General features: G+C 46.1%; 13 protein-coding genes. 8 read left to right on the top strand and 5 right to left on the bottom strand.

Annotated features, from left to right (window positions below; translation table 11 throughout):
* Positions 1-42: 42 nt before the first annotated feature.
* The 4 genes from NST07_RS17150 to NST07_RS17135 form a co-directional block, all read right to left on the bottom strand.
* Positions 43-5751 carry a HAMP domain-containing protein gene (locus tag NST07_RS17150; protein WP_341378681.1) on the bottom strand — a complete coding sequence of 1903 codons (5709 nt, stop codon included), beginning with the start codon at positions 5749-5751 and terminating at the stop codon, positions 43-45.
* Between the two features lie 4 nt (positions 5752-5755).
* On the bottom strand, positions 5756-7399 hold the full coding sequence (locus tag NST07_RS17145; protein WP_341093288.1) for a response regulator: 1644 nt from the start codon (positions 7397-7399) through the stop codon (positions 5756-5758).
* A gap of 209 nt (positions 7400-7608) precedes the next feature.
* The gene (locus NST07_RS17140; protein WP_341093287.1) at positions 7609-8919 is read right to left on the bottom strand and encodes a YheC/YheD family protein; all 1311 of its coding nucleotides are present in this window, start codon (positions 8917-8919) and stop codon (positions 7609-7611) included.
* 159 nt (positions 8920-9078) lie between these two features.
* Positions 9079-9435 (bottom strand): hypothetical protein, encoded by a 357-nt coding sequence (locus tag NST07_RS17135; RefSeq protein ID WP_342479829.1) that lies wholly within the window; start codon positions 9433-9435, stop codon positions 9079-9081.
* Positions 9436-9485: 50 nt separating this feature from the next.
* Here NST07_RS17135 and NST07_RS17130 point away from each other — a divergent pair, with 50 nt between their 5' ends.
* The 8 genes from NST07_RS17130 (at position 9486) to NST07_RS17095 (ending at position 18909) form a co-directional block, all read left to right on the top strand.
* Complete coding sequence (locus tag NST07_RS17130; RefSeq protein WP_341378676.1) at positions 9486-9905, top strand: hypothetical protein; 420 nt, start codon at positions 9486-9488, stop codon at positions 9903-9905.
* Positions 9906-10158: 253 nt separating this feature from the next.
* Positions 10159-10899: a LytTR family DNA-binding domain-containing protein gene (locus tag NST07_RS17125; RefSeq protein WP_342479828.1), complete on the top strand. Its 741-nt coding sequence runs from the start codon at positions 10159-10161 to the stop codon at positions 10897-10899.
* 1 nt (position 10900) lies between these two features.
* Positions 10901-12184, top strand: coding sequence for a GHKL domain-containing protein (locus tag NST07_RS17120; protein WP_342479827.1), 1284 nt, complete (start codon positions 10901-10903; stop codon positions 12182-12184).
* A 150-nt stretch (positions 12185-12334) separates the two neighbouring features.
* Positions 12335-14386 (top strand): serine hydrolase domain-containing protein, encoded by a 2052-nt coding sequence (locus NST07_RS17115; protein WP_341093283.1) that lies wholly within the window; start codon positions 12335-12337, stop codon positions 14384-14386.
* Between the two features lie 251 nt (positions 14387-14637).
* On the top strand, positions 14638-16233 hold the full coding sequence (locus tag NST07_RS17110; RefSeq protein ID WP_341378673.1) for a spore germination protein: 1596 nt from the start codon (positions 14638-14640) through the stop codon (positions 16231-16233).
* A gap of 40 nt (positions 16234-16273) precedes the next feature.
* Positions 16274-17476, top strand: coding sequence for a Ger(x)C family spore germination protein (locus tag NST07_RS17105; protein WP_341093281.1), 1203 nt, complete (start codon positions 16274-16276; stop codon positions 17474-17476).
* Positions 17477-17534: 58 nt separating this feature from the next.
* Complete coding sequence (locus NST07_RS17100) at positions 17535-17774, top strand: hypothetical protein (protein ID WP_342479826.1); 240 nt, start codon at positions 17535-17537, stop codon at positions 17772-17774.
* Between the two features lie 16 nt (positions 17775-17790).
* A complete protein-coding gene (locus NST07_RS17095; protein WP_341378671.1) occupies positions 17791-18909 on the top strand; it encodes an endospore germination permease in 1119 nt (372 codons plus the stop codon).
* A gap of 162 nt (positions 18910-19071) precedes the next feature.
* Here the strand turns inward: NST07_RS17095 and NST07_RS17090 are convergent, their stop codons facing one another.
* Complete coding sequence (locus tag NST07_RS17090) at positions 19072-20322, bottom strand: MFS transporter (protein WP_341093277.1); 1251 nt, start codon at positions 20320-20322, stop codon at positions 19072-19074.
* Positions 20323-20499 lie beyond the last annotated feature (177 nt).

Genomic DNA, 20499 nt, shown 5'->3' with positions numbered 1-20499 from the left:
TCTTTAACTTTAAGACGAGGGCTTTCTTGTCGAACGTATGGGTTATTGGTCTAGCCATGTGCGCATCATAGATAACAACTGTGCGCTGTTGACCGGTTTGGTGATGTAATCCGAGCAGCCGGCTTCGAGGCACAGCTCCCGGTCTCCCTTCATGGCTTTCGCCGTGAGTGCAAGAATGGGCAGGTTCTTGAATTGCTCTTTCTGCCGGATAGCGCGGGTTGTTTCGTAACCGTCCATTCCCGGCATCATGATATCCATCAGCACGATTTCGATGTCCGGACTCTGTTCCAGAAGGTTAATGGCATCCTGGCCGTTCTCAGCAGGAATGACTTTCATTTGATGGCGTTCTAAAATTGACGTGAGTGCAAAAATGTTACGGATATCATCATCCACAACAAGCACTTTCTTATACTCGATCATTTCATCCGAATTATGCAGTTTGACCAGCTTTTCCCTTGAGCCGGACGGAAGGTTCTCCGCCTTACTGTGCAGGAAGAGAGTCGTTTCATCAATCAATTGGAGATTCGATTTCACCTCTTTGAGAACCACCATCTTGACTAACTCATCCCACTCGTTCTCCTCCGCAGGTGTCAACTTCTTGCTCAGGCGGGCTACGACGGGAACTCTTTTGTTTTTGGCATTCTTGTACATATCCCGGGCGAACCGGATAAGATTCATATCCGGCAAACTGTTGTCCAGCACGACACAGTCAAAATCTTTTGTGTTGATCTGGTTCAACGCTTTGCGCCCTGTGTCCACTGCCGTAATCTTGAGATCCTGATTGCTTAGCAGGTCGACAATTTGCTTGCGCTCCTGCTCATCATTGACGATCACCAACAAGTTTTGAACCTTCTTGTCCGCGAATTGGTTCAGACGATCCAAAGCATTCTCCAGCTCTTCGTTCGTCACGGGTTTCCGGAAGTAATCATGAGCCCCCTTCTGCAGCAGAAGCACTTCGTCCTCGTCAACGGTCATGACGCAAATCGGAATATGCCGCACATGGATATCGTTCTTTAGCTGATCAAGTACCAGCCAACCGTTCGTATCCCCACCAAGATGCAGATCCAGCGTTATGGCGATCGGATTGTACTTTTGAACGAGTTCCAGGACATCCCAGCCGCTGGCCGTAATGACAGCTTTGATTCCTTTTTTGTGGAGAAGATCGAGAATAATTTCATTGAACTTCTGATCATCCTCCACAATCAGGAATACACGGTCACCCGGCTCAATGTTATCCCGGTCGTCAATCAAAGTGTCTTCCGCCGCTCTGCCCAGGTTGCTTCTGCGTTTGGGCGGGGTGATATCAATCACCTCTGGAACATGTATCCTCTTGGTCTCCGGTTCCGTGAATTCTGCTTCAGTTGGCAGGTACAAATTAAATACGCTTCCCTTGGTCACTTCACTGTACAGGGTGATTTCTCCACCCAGCATCTCGGCAATTTCCCGGGATATTGCAAGTCCCAAGCCTGTTCCGCCATATTCCCGGTTCGTGCTGCCGTCTGCCTGCTGGAAGGCTTCGAAAATGATCTGCTGTTTCTCATGCGGGATGCCGATCCCCGTGTCGCTGACAGAGAAGCAAATGACCGTTTTAGCACGATTCAGCGATTCATTTTCTTGGTGCCAGCCCTCGCCCGCTTTCCGGATCTGAAGCATAATCTGCCCTTGCTCCGTGAACTTAAAGGCGTTCGAAAGCAAGTTTTTCAAAATTTGCTGAAGCCGCTTGAAGTCCGTCACTAAGCTTGCCGGCACGCCGGGATCAATTTTGATACGGTAGTCAAGCTTCTTAGCGTCCACCATGTGGCGGAAGGTACGGTCGAGCCCGTCTGTCAGTTCGGCCAAAGATACATCGCTGTAATCTGGCGTGATTGTGCCTGATTCGATTTTGGACAGATCGAGAATATCGTTAATAAGATTAAGTAATTCGAGTCCAGAGTCCTGAATGGTTTTCGCGAACTTCACCTGAATCTCGTGAAGATTGTCCTCCGGGTTCTCGGCAAGCTGTTCTGCCAAGAGCAGCAAGGAATTCAGCGGGGTACGAAGTTCGTGCGACATGTTGGCTAAAAATTCAGATTTGTACTTGGACGTGAGGGCAAGCTGTTCCGCTTTCTCTTCCAGATATCGTTTGGCCACCTCTACCTCATGATTTTTGCTTTCCACTTCCGCCTTCTGCAGCACGAGCAACTTTGCTTTATCTTCGAGTTCGTCGTTCGTATTCCGCAGCTCCATCTGCTGTTTTTGGAGCTCTTCGGTGAGTGATTGGGATTGGATCAGCAGCTCCTCCGTACGTTGGTTCGCCTGCATCGTGTTAATCACGATTCCGATGGATTCCGTAAGCTGATCCAAGAAGGCGATGTCGATATCACTATATGGCCGGAAGGAAGCGAGTTCCAGAATCGCCAACACCTGATCTTCGAATATGATCGGCAGCAAAATGATGTTGAGAGGGGCTGCTTCTCCCAAAGCGGACGATATCACGACATAGTCACCTGGCACGTTAGTGAGCAGGATCCGCTGTTTCTCAATCAGGCACTGGCCGACCAAGCCTTGCCCGGCACGGAATTCGTTCGCCAAATGTTTGCGGCTTTGGTAAGCATAGCTGGCAAACAGCTTCAGCACCGGTTCGCCGTTAAACGGTTCATTGATGTAGAAGACACCATGCTGCATGGACACGAGCGGAGCCAGCTCGGACAGGATCATACGGCTGACCGCATACAAGTCTCTTTGTCCTTGAAGCAGCCGTGAGAATTTGGCGAGGTTGGTTTTGAGCCAGTCCTGCTCGGTATTGATCCGGGTCGTTTCCTTCAGATTCCGAATCATTTCGTTAATGTTGTCTTTCAGCGTTGCGACTTCTCCGGATGCGGATACGTCGATCGCACGTGACAGATCACCGTTCGTCACCGCTGTGGCGACATTGGTGATCGCACGTACCTGAGTGGTCAGCGTACTCGCCATGTAGTTAACATTGTCGGTGAGATCGCGCCAAGTACCGGCTGCACCAGGCACGTTCGCTTGTCCGCCCAGCTTCCCTTCGGCACCTACTTCCCGCGCTACGGTAGTCACCTGGTCGGCGAAGGTGGCCAGCGTCTCGATCATATTGTTGATGGTGTCCGTGAGTTCGGCGATTTCGCCTTTGGCTTCTACAGTCAGTTTCTGCTTCAGGTTGCCGTTTGCAACTGCGGTCACGACCTTGGCGATCCCGCGTACCTGATCTGTCAGATTGGTCGCCATGATGTTAACGTTATCGGTGAGATCTTTCCAGATTCCGCCGACGCCGCGTACTTGAGCTTGTCCGCCCAGCTTGCCGTCCGTACCGACCTCCCGCGCCACCCGCGTAACCTCGGATGCGAACGAATTTAGTTGATCTACCATCGTGTTTATCGTGTTCTTCAGTTCCAATAGTTCACCTTTTACATCGACGGTGATTTTCTTGGACAGGTCCCCGTTCGCAACTGCCGTTGTAACGCCGGCAATGTTGCGCATCTGAATAGTCAAGTTACTGGCCATATAGTTAACCGTATCGGTCAAATCTTTCCACGTACCCGAAACATCCTTAACTTCCGCTTGCGCGCCGAGTTTTCCATCTGTGCCAACCTCGCGCGCTACGCGCGTAACCTCGGAGGCGAAGGTCGAGAGCTGGTCCACCATTGTGTTAATCGTATTTTTGAGTTCAAGGATTTCGCCTTTGACGTCTACGGTGATTTTTTTGGACAGGTCACCCTTTGCTACCGCCGTCGTAACGTCCGCGATGTTCCGCACCTGGTCCGTCAGATTCCGGGCCATATTATTAACGCTTTCGGTTAAATCCTTCCAGGTCCCTCCAACCCCTTTAACCTGCGCTTGTCCGCCCAGTTTCCCGTCCGTACCTACCTCCCGCGCCACACGCGTAACCTCGGAAGAGAACATAGAAAGTTGGTCCACCATCGTATTGATGGTATTTTTGAGCTCGAGGATTTCGCCTTGGACATCCGCCGTAATCTTCTTGGACAGGTCCCCGTTTGCGACGGCCGTAGTGACGACGGCGATGTTGCGCACTTGGTTGGTCAAGTTCGAAGCCATATAGTTTACACTCTCGGTCAAATCCCGCCATGTCCCTGCAACGCCTTTAACTTGGGCTTGTCCACCCAGCATGCCCTCGGTACCAACCTCGCGCGCCACCCGGGTAACCTCGGAAGCGAAGGTGGAAAGCTGCTCCACCATCGTGTTAATTGTGTTCTTAAGCTCAAGGATTTCGCCTTTCGCATTAACCGTGATCTGCTTGGAAAGATCCCCTTTCGCAACCGCAGTCGTCACTTCAGCGATATTGCGCACCTGATCGGTCAGCGTACCAGCCATAAAGTTAACGCTGTCAGTTAAATCCTTCCAAGTGCCGGATACCCCTTTAACGTCCGCTTGCCCGCCCAGGATTCCTTCCGTTGAAACCTCCCGAGCCACCCGGGTAACCTCGGAGGCAAAGTTGCTGAGCTGGTCCACCATGATGTTGATTGTGCTTTTCAATTCGAGGATCTCGCCTTTCGCATCAACGGTAATTGTCTTCGACAAATCGCCCTTGGCAACGGCGGTGGTCACTTCCGCAATGTTACGCACCTGGTTGGTTAAGTTAGACGCCATGTAGTTAACGCTTTCCGTTAAATCCCGCCATGTGCCGGATACGCCTTTAACATCCGCCTGCCCGCCGAGTATCCCCTCCGTACCGACCTCACGCGCCATCCGGGTAACCTCGGAAGCAAAGGTCGACAATTGATCCACCATTGTGTTGATGGTGTTCTTAAGCTCCAGGATTTCGCCTTGCACATCAGCAGTAATCTTCTTCGACAGGTCGCCATTTGCGACCGCAGTCGTAACAACTGCGATGTTGCGCACTTGGTTAGTCAGATTGGACGCCATGTAGTTAACACTTTCGGTTAAATCTCTCCAAGTGCCGGATACGCCTTTAACGTCCGCCTGCCCGCCGAGTTTGCCCTCTGTGCCAACCTCACGCGCCACACGAGTAACCTCGGAGGAGAACATGGACAACTGGTCCACCATCGTGTTAATCGTATTCTTGAGTTCGAGAATTTCTCCGCGCGCATTAACCGTGATTTGCTTTGACAGATCACCGTTGGCGACGGCAGTGGTTACCGCCGCGATATTACGCACTTGATCCGTGAGGTTTGTCGCCATATAATTCACGCTGTCCGTAAGATCTTTCCAGGTGCCTGACACCCCTTTGACGTCTGCCTGGCCGCCTAAGATACCTTCCGTACCGACCTCGCGCGCCACACGAGTAACCTCGGAGGCAAAGGTACTGAGCTGATTCACCATCATGTTAATGTTGCTTGCCGTTCTCTGGAATTCACCCGTAAGAGCTCGTCCCTCGATTTCAAGCTCCACCTTCTGAGACAGATCGCCTTTGGCTACGGCGTTAATAACCCGGACCATCTCACTCGTCGGTTGAATCAAGTCGATGACCAGACCATTTAACGAATCTGTAATTGTTTCCCATGATCCACCCAGATTCTTCTGCACAAACCTTCTCGAAAGATTCCCTTCTTTTCCGACAACCTTGGCTACTGTCTGGACTTCAGACACCAGAGCTTCCTGAATATCCATGATCTCATTAAACGTATCCGCTACCTTTCCAGCCATACCCGTACGGTCATAGGGCATTCTGTAGGAGAAGTTGCCTTTCTTCATCGCCATTAAGGCGTTGAGCAGTTCGCCGACGACAATTTGATCGTCGCTCGTTTCGTTGATTTGGTCTTGATTGCTCATAAACTCAACACTGCCCCTTTTTCATCACATATTTTTGAATGACCTGTTTTATATCTTCTGATCGAACAGGCTTGGCGATAAAATCGTCCATGCCCGAGGACAAACACCGCTGCATCGTTTCCTTAGAAACGTTAGCCGTCATGGCAATGATCACAGTTTGTTTGTCTATAACTTTCGTTTTGATATCTTGTACAGTCTCCCAGCCCTCTTTAAAGGGAATACGGAGATCGAGGAAAAGCAGATCGTAAGGCGTTTGTTCCAAAGCTGCCAGTACCTCTGTACCGTTCTCCGCCAAATCGGCAAAGAAGCCGAGTGCTTCCAGCATTTGTTTCATTAGCCTCCGGCTTACGTTGTCATCTTCTCCAACCAGGACACGAATCGGAGCCGGCGTATGGTTGTCGGTCGTAGCATCCGTTTGCAGCGGCTTCCGATCTGACTCGTCTGGAGGTTGAACTGGGCTCATGAGCGTCTTGACTGCAATTGTAAAAATGAATGTTGCGCCGGGTTCATTCGACGGTTCTACCCGGATCGTGCCGCCCATTAGTTCCACCAAGGATTTGCTGATCGATAATCCGAGCCCCGTGCCTCCGAACTTACGTGTAGTTGAGGCATCCAGCTGGGAGAACGGCTGAAACAGTTCGTTTATCTTATCCGGAGGGATTCCGATCCCGGAATCTTTAATCATAAACTCAAGCGTCAGCGAATTCTCCGTCTCCGCGAGCTTGTTTACCATTATGTATACACTGCCTTCATGCGTAAACTTTACGGCATTACCCACCAGATTATTCAACACCTGACGGAGGCGATTCATGTCCCCTTTTATACATGGCGGCAGCGAAGGATCAACCAGCACCACCACTTCCAGATTTCGTTCCCTGATTTTAGCTGTAAACAAATCAATCGTTTCAATCAGGCAGTGCTGAAGAGAGAATGGTTCCTCCTCCAATTCCATTTTTCCGGATTCAATTTTTGAAAAGTCGAGGACATGGTTGATGACAGAAAGCAGTGCATTGCTGCTTGTATGGATGATCCCTGCCATCTCTGAATATTCTTCCGGTAAATCGGAGGCAAGAAGCAGATCAGACATGCCTATGATCCCATTAAGCGGAGTCCGGATTTCATGGCTCATCATGGCCAGAAACTCTGATTTCACACGGGAAGCGATCTCCGCAGTTTCCTTGGCTTGGATCAGCTCCTGATTGGTTTTCTCTAACTGCCTCGTTTGTTTCTTCAACATTTCACTTTGGATCTGAAGGGTTTTGTTAGCTTCATACATACTGACGTAACCCTCGATTTTGGATTTAAAAATTTGCGGAACGAAGGGTTTCGTCATATAATCCATAGCACCAACGGAATAGCCTGCGAAGATATGTTCCATTTTATTGCTGGTGGCTGTCATAAAGATGATGGGGACGAATTTGGTTTTCTCCCGGGTCCGGATGATGCTGGCTGTCTCTAACCCGTCCATTTCCGGCATTTGCACATCCATGACAATGACGGCAAACTCCTCTTCCAATAAACAGCGCAAAGCCTCAATACCGGAATATGCCCGAACCAGACGATAAGGTTCTCCGCTGAGAACGGCCTCAATGGCAACCAAGTTTTCCGGGTGATCGTCTACGAGCAGGATGTTGACTGCAGAATCCATGACGCCCCTCACTTCCCAACTTGTGACTTGCTTGCGGTTATATTTCGAAAATATAGCTTATATACCCCTATCTTTAAAGAATGAAACGCTAACTTGGGTATCATCGTTAGTTCTTACTGCACGTTAAAAAAACCGGTTAGAATAAACCGGTAATCTAAAGATAGATTAAGTTGATAAAGCTAAAAAACGTTGTCCATAATAAACTATATTTATGGAGTGCTGTATCCGGCAAATGCTTTTGCAAATTCTAACGGTCGTGTTATTACTTTACTATACATACTACTCTGTTGGCCAACTAGTGCAGCGATGTTATGCATATGCCTAAAATTGATCTCCAGTAACCACACCTTATAATTAGTATCAATTGCCACATCTAACCCTAAATCTGCATAGGGTCCATGTAACTCATCCAGGTTTTCGCAAACCAAAGTACATAAAGACAGAATCTCCTGAGTCTTGAGTTTAATCTGTTGATCATTTAAATTTAATGCATTTTTCAACCCATCCACTCCCAATTCCAGCGCACTTACATCATTGGTGTAGTGCTTTCCTTTCATACCATATCTAGCAATAATGCCAGTACAGTTCCAGGTTTGTGTATTGTTTTTCTGCATTATAACTCGAAAGTCGACGTGTTTATTATGGACCTTCAAACTTACTGATTGCTGAAACAAGTAAGCCCGCCGCCTCTTTTGGTAACACAATATCTTTATTAATTTTTTTTGACTCAACTTTTTTTTTGTATTTTTATGCTTCCACAGGTAACCCTTACTGGTTAATTCGATCTTTACTATACCTCTTCCGAAGGAGCCGCTCACCGGTTTAAGATAAACTGAACCATAGTCTTTTAACATGCAAATAACCTCTTTTGCATTTCTCAATACTGCTGTTTTAGGTAGATGGGGATTTATCTTAGGATTATCCTGAAGAGCCTTCCAAACTGCCCATTTATCTAAAAAGCTTGGATTAAAGATCTTCTGGCCAACAGTAACCAGCAAGTGGTCGTATTTATCGTTTCTGTTTACTCCAATCCTGCGATAGACAACATTAGGGTATGGAAATACCCCTTTCTTCCAAATTCCTGTGTTCCCTAATTCATCTGGTTGATAGTAGTAACCTTCTATTCCTGTTTTCGCAGGATTAATCCCCTCTAAGGGACAAAGGTAAATTAATCCTTGTAAATTCTTATAATCCCACAGGTATTCAAGGTACTTTGTTCTAATGCCTGGGGAAACATGTACTCTCGAAGTTAAAATAGCAATTACCGGGCCAAGATGCAGACCATTCTCATCTATTCTTAAATCATAAGGAAGTGTATCAGGAATCATAAAATTGAGTTTGATTGATATAGGTAAAACGATTGTATTCTTAGTTATTAGGGTACTTAATGTCAATTCTCTTTCTGTTTCAAACGAACCAAAGTGAAATTTTATTATTGGAGGAATCTGCGCACCCAGTTGCAAACTGTATTTATTAGGTAAAACAATATGTTCTGAATCATTAGACCATTCTATCCACATTAGGATGCCCCCATTTAAGGTGATAACCCACAATATGATTAATTACGCTAAATAAACATCACATTTCAAAAATCAGGTATTTGCCCAATTTGAAATATGCCCAGACAAATAAACTCCTGGGTATATATACTAACGGCATATCGATTAGAGGGGATGATATTATGGGCGTGAAAAACCGAATAGCAGGGCCTCAAGGTCCACAAGGACCTCAGGGACCTCAGGGACCACAAGGATTACCGGGACCCCAAGGAGTACCAGGGCCTCAAGGTCCCGAGGGACTTCAAGGATTATCAGGAGCTCATGGTCCAGCTGGACCCCAAGGACCAGCTGGACCTCAAGGATCAACGGGACCTCAAGGACCAGCAGGACCTCAAGGACTAACAGGAGCTCAAGGATTATCAGGCTCAGCTGGACCAAAAGGATTACTAGGACCAGCTGGACCAGTAGGACCTCAAGGATTACCTGGCCCGGCAGGATCAACAGGCCCCCAAGGACTACCTGGTCCAGCAGGACCAACAGGATCTACTGGCCCTCAGGGAACCTTATCCAGCGCTTTTGCAGATTTGGTGTTAGGATCTGCAGCTCCAACAGTTATACCTCCAAATGTTTCTATACCATTATCTTCACTAATATCAGATCCGAAAAGAGGATTTACTTTTGATGCTGGTGCAAGAGCGGCAATAGCAGAGCAATCAGGATTTTATTATGTTAACTACATTTTGTACATTCAAGGGGATCCTCTACTACCAGGTGCTGCTTTTGTAGTCACAGTGAATAATTTTGAACAATCCATAACCATTTCCGGAAATAACACAAGCACGGCAAATGATGTACATCTGGTTGGGCAAGGGATCATTCCAATTAATGCCGGTGATGCAATACGTCTCACAAATACAGGTACTACTAATGCTGTATTACTACCATTTGCCGGAAATCAGCAGGTAAATATGAGCAGCTTTGTCATATTCAAAATAGCTGAATTGTAAATTATGCAAAGACTCAAATCACTTTTCATTAAATTCTGGTGAAATAATAAAAGCGTTCTGCAATTGCTGGCAGTGCGCTTTTCATACTGCAGTTTTGATACATAGGAATTTGAGAGGATTCGTTTCCACATGCACTTGAGGGATTTAAATCTGCAGTTCATCCAAAAATGATTCATTTAAACCCGAAAGCTTGTATTATAGTTAGAACAAGTTCCTAGAACAAACGGCATTAGAAATGAGAGGTGTATCCACTATGTATCGAGTGGCTATTTGTGATGATGAGGACAAGCAAAGGGAGATTGTCAGAGGCTTGTTGACTGCATTGTCGATCAAGGTGAATATTGATTTTGAAATTGAGGAATTCAGCTCGGGGGAGCAGCTTGTCTCTCATTATGAGCGTAATGAACCCCCTTTTCACATATTAATATTGGATGTTGAAATGGGTGGTATAAACGGGATTCAGACTGCCCGCCAAATAAGGAGTCTAAAACACCTGGATGAACAAATCATGTTTCTGACAAGCTACCCGGAATATATGGTGGAAAGCTTTGACGTAATGACCTTCCAGTATTTAATCAAACCTATTACTCCCCAGGTGTTGGAGGAGAAAATGATCAAGCTATGCCAGTACTTCCAAGCCCTTGATAAAAAGTTTATGATCATCAAGTCGGCCTTTGAAGAAGTTGTGCTGAAGCATGATGATATCATTGCGATCGAAGCAGCTAAAAGCCTAACCATAAAGAGTAAGCTGAATTTTATTACCCTCAATCAAATCTATGAAAGTAAAGGCATACTTGCCGATTATGCTCTGGCACTCAAACACAACAACTTCCTGCAAATCCACCGTTCCGTTATTATCAATCTGCTTCATGTGCGGAAGTTCTCCAGCGGAGTTGTGCTTATGTCGGGTGGAATTGAGCTGCCGATCGGCCGCTCTAAACTGAAAGAGGTTAAGGATTGTTACACCAAATTTATGATAATGAAGGTCCATTGAGATGATTACGAACAACTGGATGTTTGGGGTGTGTGTTGAGGTTGTGATGTGCCTTCAGATCCTTTATTTCTTTAACTCAGTGTTCGACAAATCTGCCCAAAAGCAAAAGCGGTGGATATACTTTATTATTTTCGGGGTGCTTGGTTACGTTTATATTTCCGTTCCGGTTTCCTTTGTGATTTCTTCGATCCTGGCTTTAGTGGTCATCTTTAGTTTGGCGTTAGCCTATACTGTGGAACTGAAAACAAAGATCATTTTTACTGTGCTGTATGGTGTGTTAATGTCTATTGTTAATTTTATTTCGATCTATTTTTTTTATCTGTTGGATTCGGTTGACCTAACCAGTCTTGATCCAGTAAATGAACAGAATCAGAGCTTGTTATTCAAGGCCACCCTGCTCAGCTTCACGATTATGTTTGCCGTCATTCAGATTATCCGGCTGATTGCGAAACGCAGAAGCTTCTCTTTGCATTATCGTTATTATATATTATTTATACTTGTCCCTATCATCAGCATCTACCAGTTGAATGTGCTCACGAATTACAATGAGATGAACATCCATTATTTCCTTTCTGCTATTGGATTTCTTTTTATAAACGTGATGATCATCTACATTTTTGATACGATTATTGATAAATTCCAGTTCAAGCATGAGAATGCCCAGCTGCAGCAGCAGATGGACTACCAGGATGCAAATTATGAAAAGACTGTACACAGCTTTAAATCGATCAAAAGAATAATTCACGACACGAACCAGCAGTTTCTCTATATCGAGGAGTGTATTAAGCGAAATGAGCCAGCGGCAGCATTAGAGCATATCCGAACGACGTTAAATAAAGTCGAAGACGCTTATCAGCGGGTAAATACAGGCCACTTGGTAATAGACGCCCTCGTTACTAATACGCTTAACATCGGCCAAGCGAATGGCATTCGGATAGATACGAAGCTGAACTTGTATTCTCCTGAGATATTGATAGATCGCTATGACTTATGTGTCGTACTCGGAAATATGCTGGATAATGCGATTGAAGCTTCCAAGCATGTGAAAATCGCAGAGGACCGGTACGTCGTGATCAAGATATTTTCCCATGAATCCGCTCTGTTCATACACATTCTTAACCATATGGATAATGAAGTCGTTCCTTTGCGCAGCCAAAAGCCTAACCCGGAGAATCATGGCATCGGGCTCATGAATATCGCCAGACTCTGTGATAAATATGGCGGCCACATGACTATTGAAACCAAGCAAAAAACCTTTCACAATATGGTCATGCTGCCCTTTTGAACGAACAATCCCTAAACAAGCTGTTGTTTAGGGATTGTTTTTTAGCGTTTCGGGGTGTTTTTGCATATACCAGCCTCCTCTCTTGTATGCTGAATACAGACCATTAAACCCCGGTGAATTCCGGTAAAGGAACCTAAGGAGGAAGTTATCATGAAGAAAATCATTACTGTAGTAATGGCAGCTATGCTCGTGGTCATACCCATGAGTTCGGCTTCAGCACAAATCAGCAAGGAAACCGTACAGGAGAAGGCTCAAAAACTGGCTGCAAAAATCGTGTCCGACTATGGGGTAACCGGCTTGCAGTACGCCATTATGGATTCGGGATCGATTGTATTATCGGACAGCGCGGGTGTCCAGGATAAAGCCACCAACGCTCCAATTACGAAGGACACGATGTTTGGTATCGGCTCCGTCAGCAAAATGCATGTAACGGCAGCAGCGATGATGCTGGCTGATGAAGGCAAAATAGATATTGATCAACCGCTTGTCACGTATATCAGGGATTTTACCATGGCCGACGAAAGATATAAGAAAATTACACCACGCATGCTTATGAATCATTCGTCAGGGCTTTACGGAACTCATTATGCAAATAGCATGCTGTTCGATGACAATGATACCCGCAGTCATGATGAGTTATTGCTGAGGCTTCAATCCGAGCGCTTAAAGTCCAACCCGGGCGAATATTCGGTGTATTGTAACGATGGATTTCAGCTGCTGGAAATCCTCGTGGAACGAGTAAGCGGCTTAAGCTATACCGAATTTCTGGATCAGAAGGTTATCCAGCCGCTGAAATTAATCTCCACCCAAACGCCGCTTAGTGCTTTTGACAGAGAAAAACTGGCGAAAACCTATTACCCTACAATGGAACAGGCTTTACCCGTTGAGAATGCCAACGTCATTGGTGCAGGCGGGCTCTACTCCACTGCTGAAGAGCTTACAATTTTCGGGGATGTTTTGATCGGTAATCGGACGAATATTTTATCAGAGAAGTCATCCACCGCGATGCAAAATCCTGAATATAGAAATGGCTTATGGGTACCTGAGGAGACAAACATCTATAACTATGGTTTAGGCTGGGATGCCGTTAGCTTGGCTCCGTTTGATGATTACGGCATCAAGGCCTTATCCAAAGGCGGGGATACCATTATGTATCATGCTGCCTTAACTTCATTGCCTGAGCATAATATTTCAATCGCTGTCCTGTCATCGGGAGGGAGTTCGATCTACAATAGTATTTTTGCATCTAACGTTCTACTTGAATATTTGCAGGACAAAGGCAAGATTAAAGAGATTTTGCCGGATCGAACCTTTGAACCATCTGTGAAGGTCAACATGCCGGAGGAGCAGCTCGCTTATTCTGGATTATACGGCGCAGTTGGCACAACGATAGATGTGGAGATGAAGAACGGAGAGATGAAGCTTCCCGCTCTGGTCGGGGGGATTATCCCGCCACAAACCTATGTGTATACAGGCAAAGGACAATTCAAAAACAACGATGGCAATGTGACGATAAGCTTTGACAAACAATCAAATGGAAATACCTATATTAAGCTTGATTCATATGTGGATATCCCTGGAATCGGGCAAACGATTATGGTCACCTATGAATATCAGAAGCTTGAAGCCAATCCTCTGCAACCGGCAACCAAAGCCGCATGGGAAAAAAGAAACGGTAAAAATTACTATGAGTTGGGAGAAAAGATCAATTCGCTATTCTATCTCTCCCCTGCCATCTTAGTCAAAAATATAGCTGTGGATAGTGAAAACGGCTATGCATCAGGCACTAAAATTGTTGATGAGCATACAGCTGTAAATGCCGTTGAAATTCCGGTTATGAGCGGAAGGGATGCCTTCAATTTGAGCTTCCATACCGTGAACAACAAAGAGTATTTGACAATAGATGGGCAGTCTTATCTAAGTGAGGATGCTGTTAATCCGATCTACGGCGGAAAAACTTCGATCTGCACGATTGAGGATAGCGGTCATGCCGTATGGTTCAAAATCGGTGACAAATCAGCTGCTAAAATGATGAGCGTTGATGCTCCTGCAACCGGAGGATTCGTCGTTTACGATGAGAAAGGAATGCTTGTGTTCTCCTCTATCTTTAATAAAGATAAGCCAGTCGCTCTCCCAAAAGGCGGGATGATTGTTTTCGGCGGCGAGGCAGGAGATGTTTTTCAGATTAGTATGAAGAAATAGAGGTTTGGAACAACAGGATGATCCCTGGAGTTACATTAAAAAAACAGCCTGATTTCGGTGGAGACTCACTGAAATCAGGCTGTTTTTTTATCGAATCCTTAATTGTCCTTCAGGTTCTACATATTCAATAAAGGTGCCGTCACTTCTGATTTGTACCCGCCTTCTACAATGAAATTCCAACAATAAGTTTATCAGGAGACCTCTGCGCCCATACTGGATTAAAAGAATCCTTAAGGAGAGGGAGAACGTTCATGCGTTTTCGTAAAAGCAACCCCCTTAACAAAGTTAAAAAGCCCCAGGTCCAGCACAGCGAGAGTCAACCTGCACATTCAGAGGAACCGATCAGTGCATGTCTTGGACAAAACCTTCAGCAGATCAGACAAACCGTCGGTAACAGCACCGACATTATCATCAGAGAAGTTCGCATTGGCAAGGACGGGAGCCAAATCATCGCGATCCTCTATACCGACGGCTTGGTGGATAAAAATATAGTCTCCGACTTCATCATGAAGTCGATGATGCTCGATAGCAGCCTGTCTGAGGACGTGAACCGCAGGATTCAAATCTCCTCCAATGTCTTGCAGATTTTGAAAGATTACGCTCTGACCATCGGTGACATCCGGGATATTACCGACTTTGATACCTTATATAACGCTCTGTTGTCCGGGGATGCAATCATCCTGATTGACGGTGAGACAAAGGGAATAGTGGTCAGCGCACGTGGATGGAAGGATCGCGGTGTCACCGAACCTGCCTCGGAAAATGTCATTCGTGGACCGCGGGAAGGATTTTCGGAAACACTGGGCACGAATACGGCCTTGATCCGGCGCAAGATTAAAGATCCGAATCTGTGGCTGGAAACAAAACAAATCGGTCGCGTGACCAAGACCGATGTCGCTGTCATGTATATCAAGGGGATCGCGAACCATAAATTGGTCGAGGAAGTGCATGAGCGATTGAATCATATTGATATAGACGGTATTCTCGAAAGCGGGTATATCGAGGAGTTAATCCAGGACGAAACTTTCACCCCTTTTCCAACAGTGTACAACTCCGAACGCCCAGACGTCATCGCCGCCGAACTGTTGGAAGGAAAGGTCGCTATCCTAATTGATGGAACCCCGTTTGTGCTTGTCGTACCTGCGCTGTTTGTATCCTTCCTGCATTCGGCAGAGGATTATTATCAGCGTGCAGACATCAGCAGCTTCATCCGGATTATTCGTTACACCGGGGTTTTTATCTCCCTGTTCGGTCCATCCTTATATATTGCCATCACTACGTTCCATCAGGAAATGCTGCCGACCTCACTGCTGATCGGTCTGGCAGCACAGCGGGAGGCTGTTCCCTTCCCCGCTTTTATCGAAGCACTCATGATGGAATTGACCTTTGAAATATTGCGGGAAGCTGGCGTTCGCATGCCGAAGTACATCGGGGCAGCCGTCTCTATCGTAGGCACACTTGTCATCGGGCAAGCAGCCGTCGAGGCGGGCATCATATCTGCAGCAATGGTGATTGTCGTGTCTATTACCGCGATTTCCAGCTTTCTTCTCCCTGCCTATAATATGTCCATCGCTTTTCGTATGCTGCGGTTCCCCTTGATGGGACTAGCCGCTTCATTTGGGCTGTACGGGATCATCATCGGAGGCATTGCCCTCATCCTGCATCTGTGCAGCCTTCGTTCTTTCGGCGTTCCGTATATGAGTCCGCTTGCGCCCCTGATCCCGGCAGACAACAAGGATACGTTAATACGGCTCCCGCACTGGATGATGGTCTCCCGTCCCCGGTTACTTAATCAGAAGAACGTGAATCGCCAAAACAACGCTTCATCCCGAAAATCACGGGAATAAACCAGAGGAGACAAGTGCGGATGGAAAGGAGTGGACAAGCTTGAAACGGAAGGCCTTTCTTTTTCTAATTCTTACACTGGGCACGCTTCTGACTGGCTGTTGGAACCGCAAAGAATTGAATGAGCTTGCAATCGCCGTTGGTTTGGGAATTGATAAACAGGGAGATCAATTCCGGGTTTCTGTCCAAGTCGTAGATCCTGGAGAAGTATCTACCCAAAAAGGGGCAAGCGGGCGGGCCCCCGCCATATTGTATACATCGGAAGCCGATACCGTATTTGAAGCGGTCCGAAAAATAACAACGCTAAGCCCTAGAAAAATCTATTTTCCCCACCTTCGCATATGCGTGATCAGCGAGTCGATGGCCATGGAAGGAATAGCAAAAGCCATGGACTTCCTGTCCAGGGACCATGAATTCCGCTCCGATTTTTACCTTGTAATATCGAAAGGCGCAAGTGCGGAGGATACGCTCAAAATCATGACGCCCTTTGATCCTATTCCAGCAGACAAGCTATTCTCATCCCTGGAATCTTCGGAAAAAAACTGGTCCCCCAGTACAACGGTAACCTTAGACCAATTAATGGCCGATCTCATAAGTGAAGGAAAGCAGCCTATCTTGACTGGACTTCAAATCGCTGGAGATCAAGACTCTGGAGAAACAAAAAAGAATGTCGAAAAGATCTCCCCCCCTACTAGCCTACAATTTTCTGGGCTTGCTGTATTCAAAAAAGACAGATTGATCGGCTGGTTAAATGAAACAGAAAGTAAGGGTTACAACTTCATCCTCGGCAAAGTGAAAAGCTCTGTTGGCTTTGTAGCCTGTCCTAAAGGTGGCAAAGTCGTAATGGAAATCATCCGGACCCATGCCTCCATGAAAGGGTACATTTATAGAGGGGAGCCCCAGATCAATATTCACCTTAAGATTGAAGCCAACGTGGGGGAAGTTGAGTGTAGCGAACTGGATCTGACTAAGGTGAGCACGATTTATGACCTTCAGAAGAGAAGCGAAGAAAAGATAGCAGGAGTGATAGAGTCTGCCATCAAGAAGGCTCAAAAATCGTACAAAGCTGACATTTTCGGATTCGGTGAAGCCATTCACCGCAGTAACCCGAAGGCTTGGAAGTCACTTAAACAAAATTGGGATAATGAGTACTTTGCAGAACTGCCGGTGAACATCAAAGTTGATTTCAGGATTCGACGCTTGGGTACGACTGGAAGCTCATTCCTGAATGAAATTAAGAAGTAGGCTGCCAATCGGTATCATTTTACCATGCGAAAGAAGGTGATTAACGATGCTAACCCAGATGGCGGTCATACTGGGAATAATGCTGTCCGCTGCTGCGATCATATTTCTCGAAGTTCCCTACATGTTGAGAAAAAGGTTAAAAAAGGAGCTATGGGTGTTTTCCATCCTGCTCCTCCTTGGGGTGGGGATCAGCAGCGCCAAGGCATTGCAATGGGATATTCCCACCCCTTTGGATTGGATTACAATTGTGTATAAACCATTCACTGATTTTCTAACCCATATCGGTCTAATAAAATAAAAACGAGGTGAAAGTGGTGTCTAAGCAAGTCAAAATCTCCGGACGTCAATTTATGGTCTTAACGACTTTATTTACGATCGGCAGCGCAATCCTTGTCATTCCCTCAGGTATGGCCTTCCTGGCCAAACAGGATGCGTGGATCGCTGCGTTTGTTGGCGTGGGATCCGGTTTTTTCCTCGTATGGATTTACAACACAATAGCGACCCTTTATCCACGGATGACATTGGTTGAGATCATTGAAGCCCTTCTCGGAAAATGGTTGGGCAAAACCATTTCTCTTCTATTGATCGTTACTCTTTTCTTGAGTGGTCCTGCCTCAGCGTTGTATGATGTAGGAAATTTTCTAACTACCCAAATCATGCCGGAAACGCCGGCTCAATCCGTAAATATTCTTTTTGCCGTCATTGTAGTCATGGGGGCACGGCTTGGAATTGAAACATTTGCCCGTTCTGCTGAACTATTGTTCCCCTTATTTATCCTTCTTTATATTTCTTTAGTTATTTTAATTGGGCCTGAGATCAAACTGGAAAATGTCGAGCCCGTGCTGGAAGCAGGAATAGGGCCGATCTGGCCTGCTGCACTATCCTTTATCAGTGTTTTGTTTCTACCCCATATCGCTTTGTTAATGATTTTTCCGGCTGTGAATCGTATTGATAATGCCCGTAAAGCTTTTTTCAACGGAAGCATGCTTGGCGGGCTGATGATGGTCCTGATTGTTGCATTGTCGATTTTGGTTTTAGGAGCTGATTTAACGGCAAAAAGTATATTTCCAAGCTATTCGTTAGCCCAGAAAATCAACATCGGCAATTTTCTGCAGCGCATTGAAGCCATCATGGCCATCATGTGGTTTATTTCGCTCTATTTTAGGGTCACTATATACATATACGTAATTGTGTTGGCCATTGCTCAAATTTTTAAATTAGAAGATTATCGGCCTCTAGTTTCACCACTCGGAATGATCTTGGTTGTCATGTCGGTAGTCATATATCCGAATGTCCCTTACCAACAAACGTGGGATGGGACAGTATGGTTATCTTATACGTTATCTATAGGGCTTCTTTTGCCTTTACTGCTGCTCAGTATTCATGTGATACGAAAACTATGGTCAAAGAAAAGAACAGAATCCAAAGGGTAAGTCACACTGGGCACCGCCTGGCCAGTCAGATGGCCGAGCTTAAAACAACCATCCCGATTCTTGCCGGTACTCCCTGAAGGTTAACCACCATGGAATGAAGAAGAACCGGCCACTTATTGATGGCCGGTTCTTCTTCATTTAAACCTTAAAGAGATCACGATATTATGTCTCTTGTGTCATATGTGCGTGATCTGGTGCTTTTTGGTTCATGATCGGCAACATGACCAGTGCGCCAAGAAGAAATAATAATCCTGCTCCGCTATAGATCGTACCCAGCGAGAAGGCATCTTTTAACACACCAGCGAAAGACATGGAAACGACCATCATCCCAACGAACATCGGATTCAGAACCCCATTCACCCGGCCGACAATGGAAGCATGTGACCATTTCAGAATCATTGTGCTAATCCCAATATGAATGCAAGGGAAAACAAGCCCATTCAGAAATTGAACAGTCAGCGTAACCGGAACGCTCGTCGAATACCCGACAATGACCGTACAGACCGCGCCTGCCAGCATCCCTATCGCAAGAAGTAGCTGCGGTGGAACCCGTTTCGCGAATACGGCTACGATCCCGCCCCCGATCAGCATGGCTGCACCATTCACCATCAGCAGATATTGCAGGAACTCCTCACTTTTGCCTAGCCGCTCCGTTACAATAAACAGGTTGAGCGCTTGGGCTATGCCAACAGCGAGTCCCGCGAGAATAAACGCAAGTCCAAGCATACGCAGCACTTGGCTTTGCCAGACATAACGGAAGCCTTCAATAAAATCTTTACGGAACTGCCCTTTTACAGCAGCTGTCTGAGGTTCCATATTATCCTCAGGCAGCCGGATAAGGACGAGTGCAGAAAGCAGAAATACCACGCCCATTACAGCGATCGAAGTTTCAAGGCCAAACTTGCTGTAAACGAAGGTGCCAAGCATAGGACCAAGCACCATGAAGATAGCCATCAGCGATTGGAATAAAGCCATCCCTTGCTGCAGCTGTTCTTCCCGCACATGATACTTAAACAATCGCATACTTGAAGGCTGCGAGAACTGCGAAAGAATAGCTGAGATGAAGGCGACAAGGTAAACGGAATGCCAGGAACCGTAGTGGATAGTTAGAAGTACTACGAATACCGACACCGCGGATAGTAGATCGCACCAGATCATCGTTCGCTTCGGCCTCCAGCGGTCGGCAAATGTGCCACCGATGAAAGAAAAAACAAAAATAGGCGCGAATTCAGCTACGCTGATTAGCGAAATGGCATAGGGATCATTGTTTGTTCTATCCGCAACGTATAGGAGAATAGCGAAATTACGTACCCAGATGCCGATCTGCAGGAGCACACTTGATAATAAAATCGTCTGCAGGAACCGATTGCGAAACAGACTTGGTGCATTGGAGCTATTTTCATGCCTATTCAATCTTTTCAACCCCCAATTTGTCTAAAATACTTTTCTTAATGAATCGAATGACTCTCCTTTCAATTCCTAATTATACTGACCTCATCATCGTGCACATCCTTCTAAAGTCTGAAATTTCAGAATGCATATCCACGAGACGTTCAATCTGGAATTATCAAAAAACCCGGCAGAGGATTC

This window comes from Paenibacillus sp. FSL L8-0340, assembly GCF_038593145.1.
Classification (GTDB): Bacteria; Bacillota; Bacilli; order Paenibacillales; family Paenibacillaceae; genus Paenibacillus_AQ.
The sequence above is the reverse complement of the archived record's forward strand: the minus strand, read 5'-3'. Positions and strand labels throughout refer to the sequence as shown.

Coding starts and splice junctions, on each gene's coding strand:
- NST07_RS17150 (WP_341378681.1), bottom strand. CDS start 5,751: ATGAGCAATCAAGACCAAATCAACGAAACGAGCGACGATCAAATTGTC.
- NST07_RS17145 (WP_341093288.1), bottom strand. CDS start 7,399: ATGGATTCTGCAGTCAACATCCTGCTCGTAGACGATCACCCGGAAAAC.
- NST07_RS17140 (WP_341093287.1), bottom strand. CDS start 8,919: ATGTGGATAGAATGGTCTAATGATTCAGAACATATTGTTTTACCTAAT.
- NST07_RS17125 (WP_342479828.1), top strand. CDS start 10,159: ATGTATCGAGTGGCTATTTGTGATGATGAGGACAAGCAAAGGGAGATT.
- NST07_RS17120 (WP_342479827.1), top strand. CDS start 10,901: ATGATTACGAACAACTGGATGTTTGGGGTGTGTGTTGAGGTTGTGATG.
- NST07_RS17115 (WP_341093283.1), top strand. CDS start 12,335: ATGAAGAAAATCATTACTGTAGTAATGGCAGCTATGCTCGTGGTCATA.
- NST07_RS17110 (WP_341378673.1), top strand. CDS start 14,638: ATGCGTTTTCGTAAAAGCAACCCCCTTAACAAAGTTAAAAAGCCCCAG.
- NST07_RS17100 (WP_342479826.1), top strand. CDS start 17,535: ATGGCGGTCATACTGGGAATAATGCTGTCCGCTGCTGCGATCATATTT.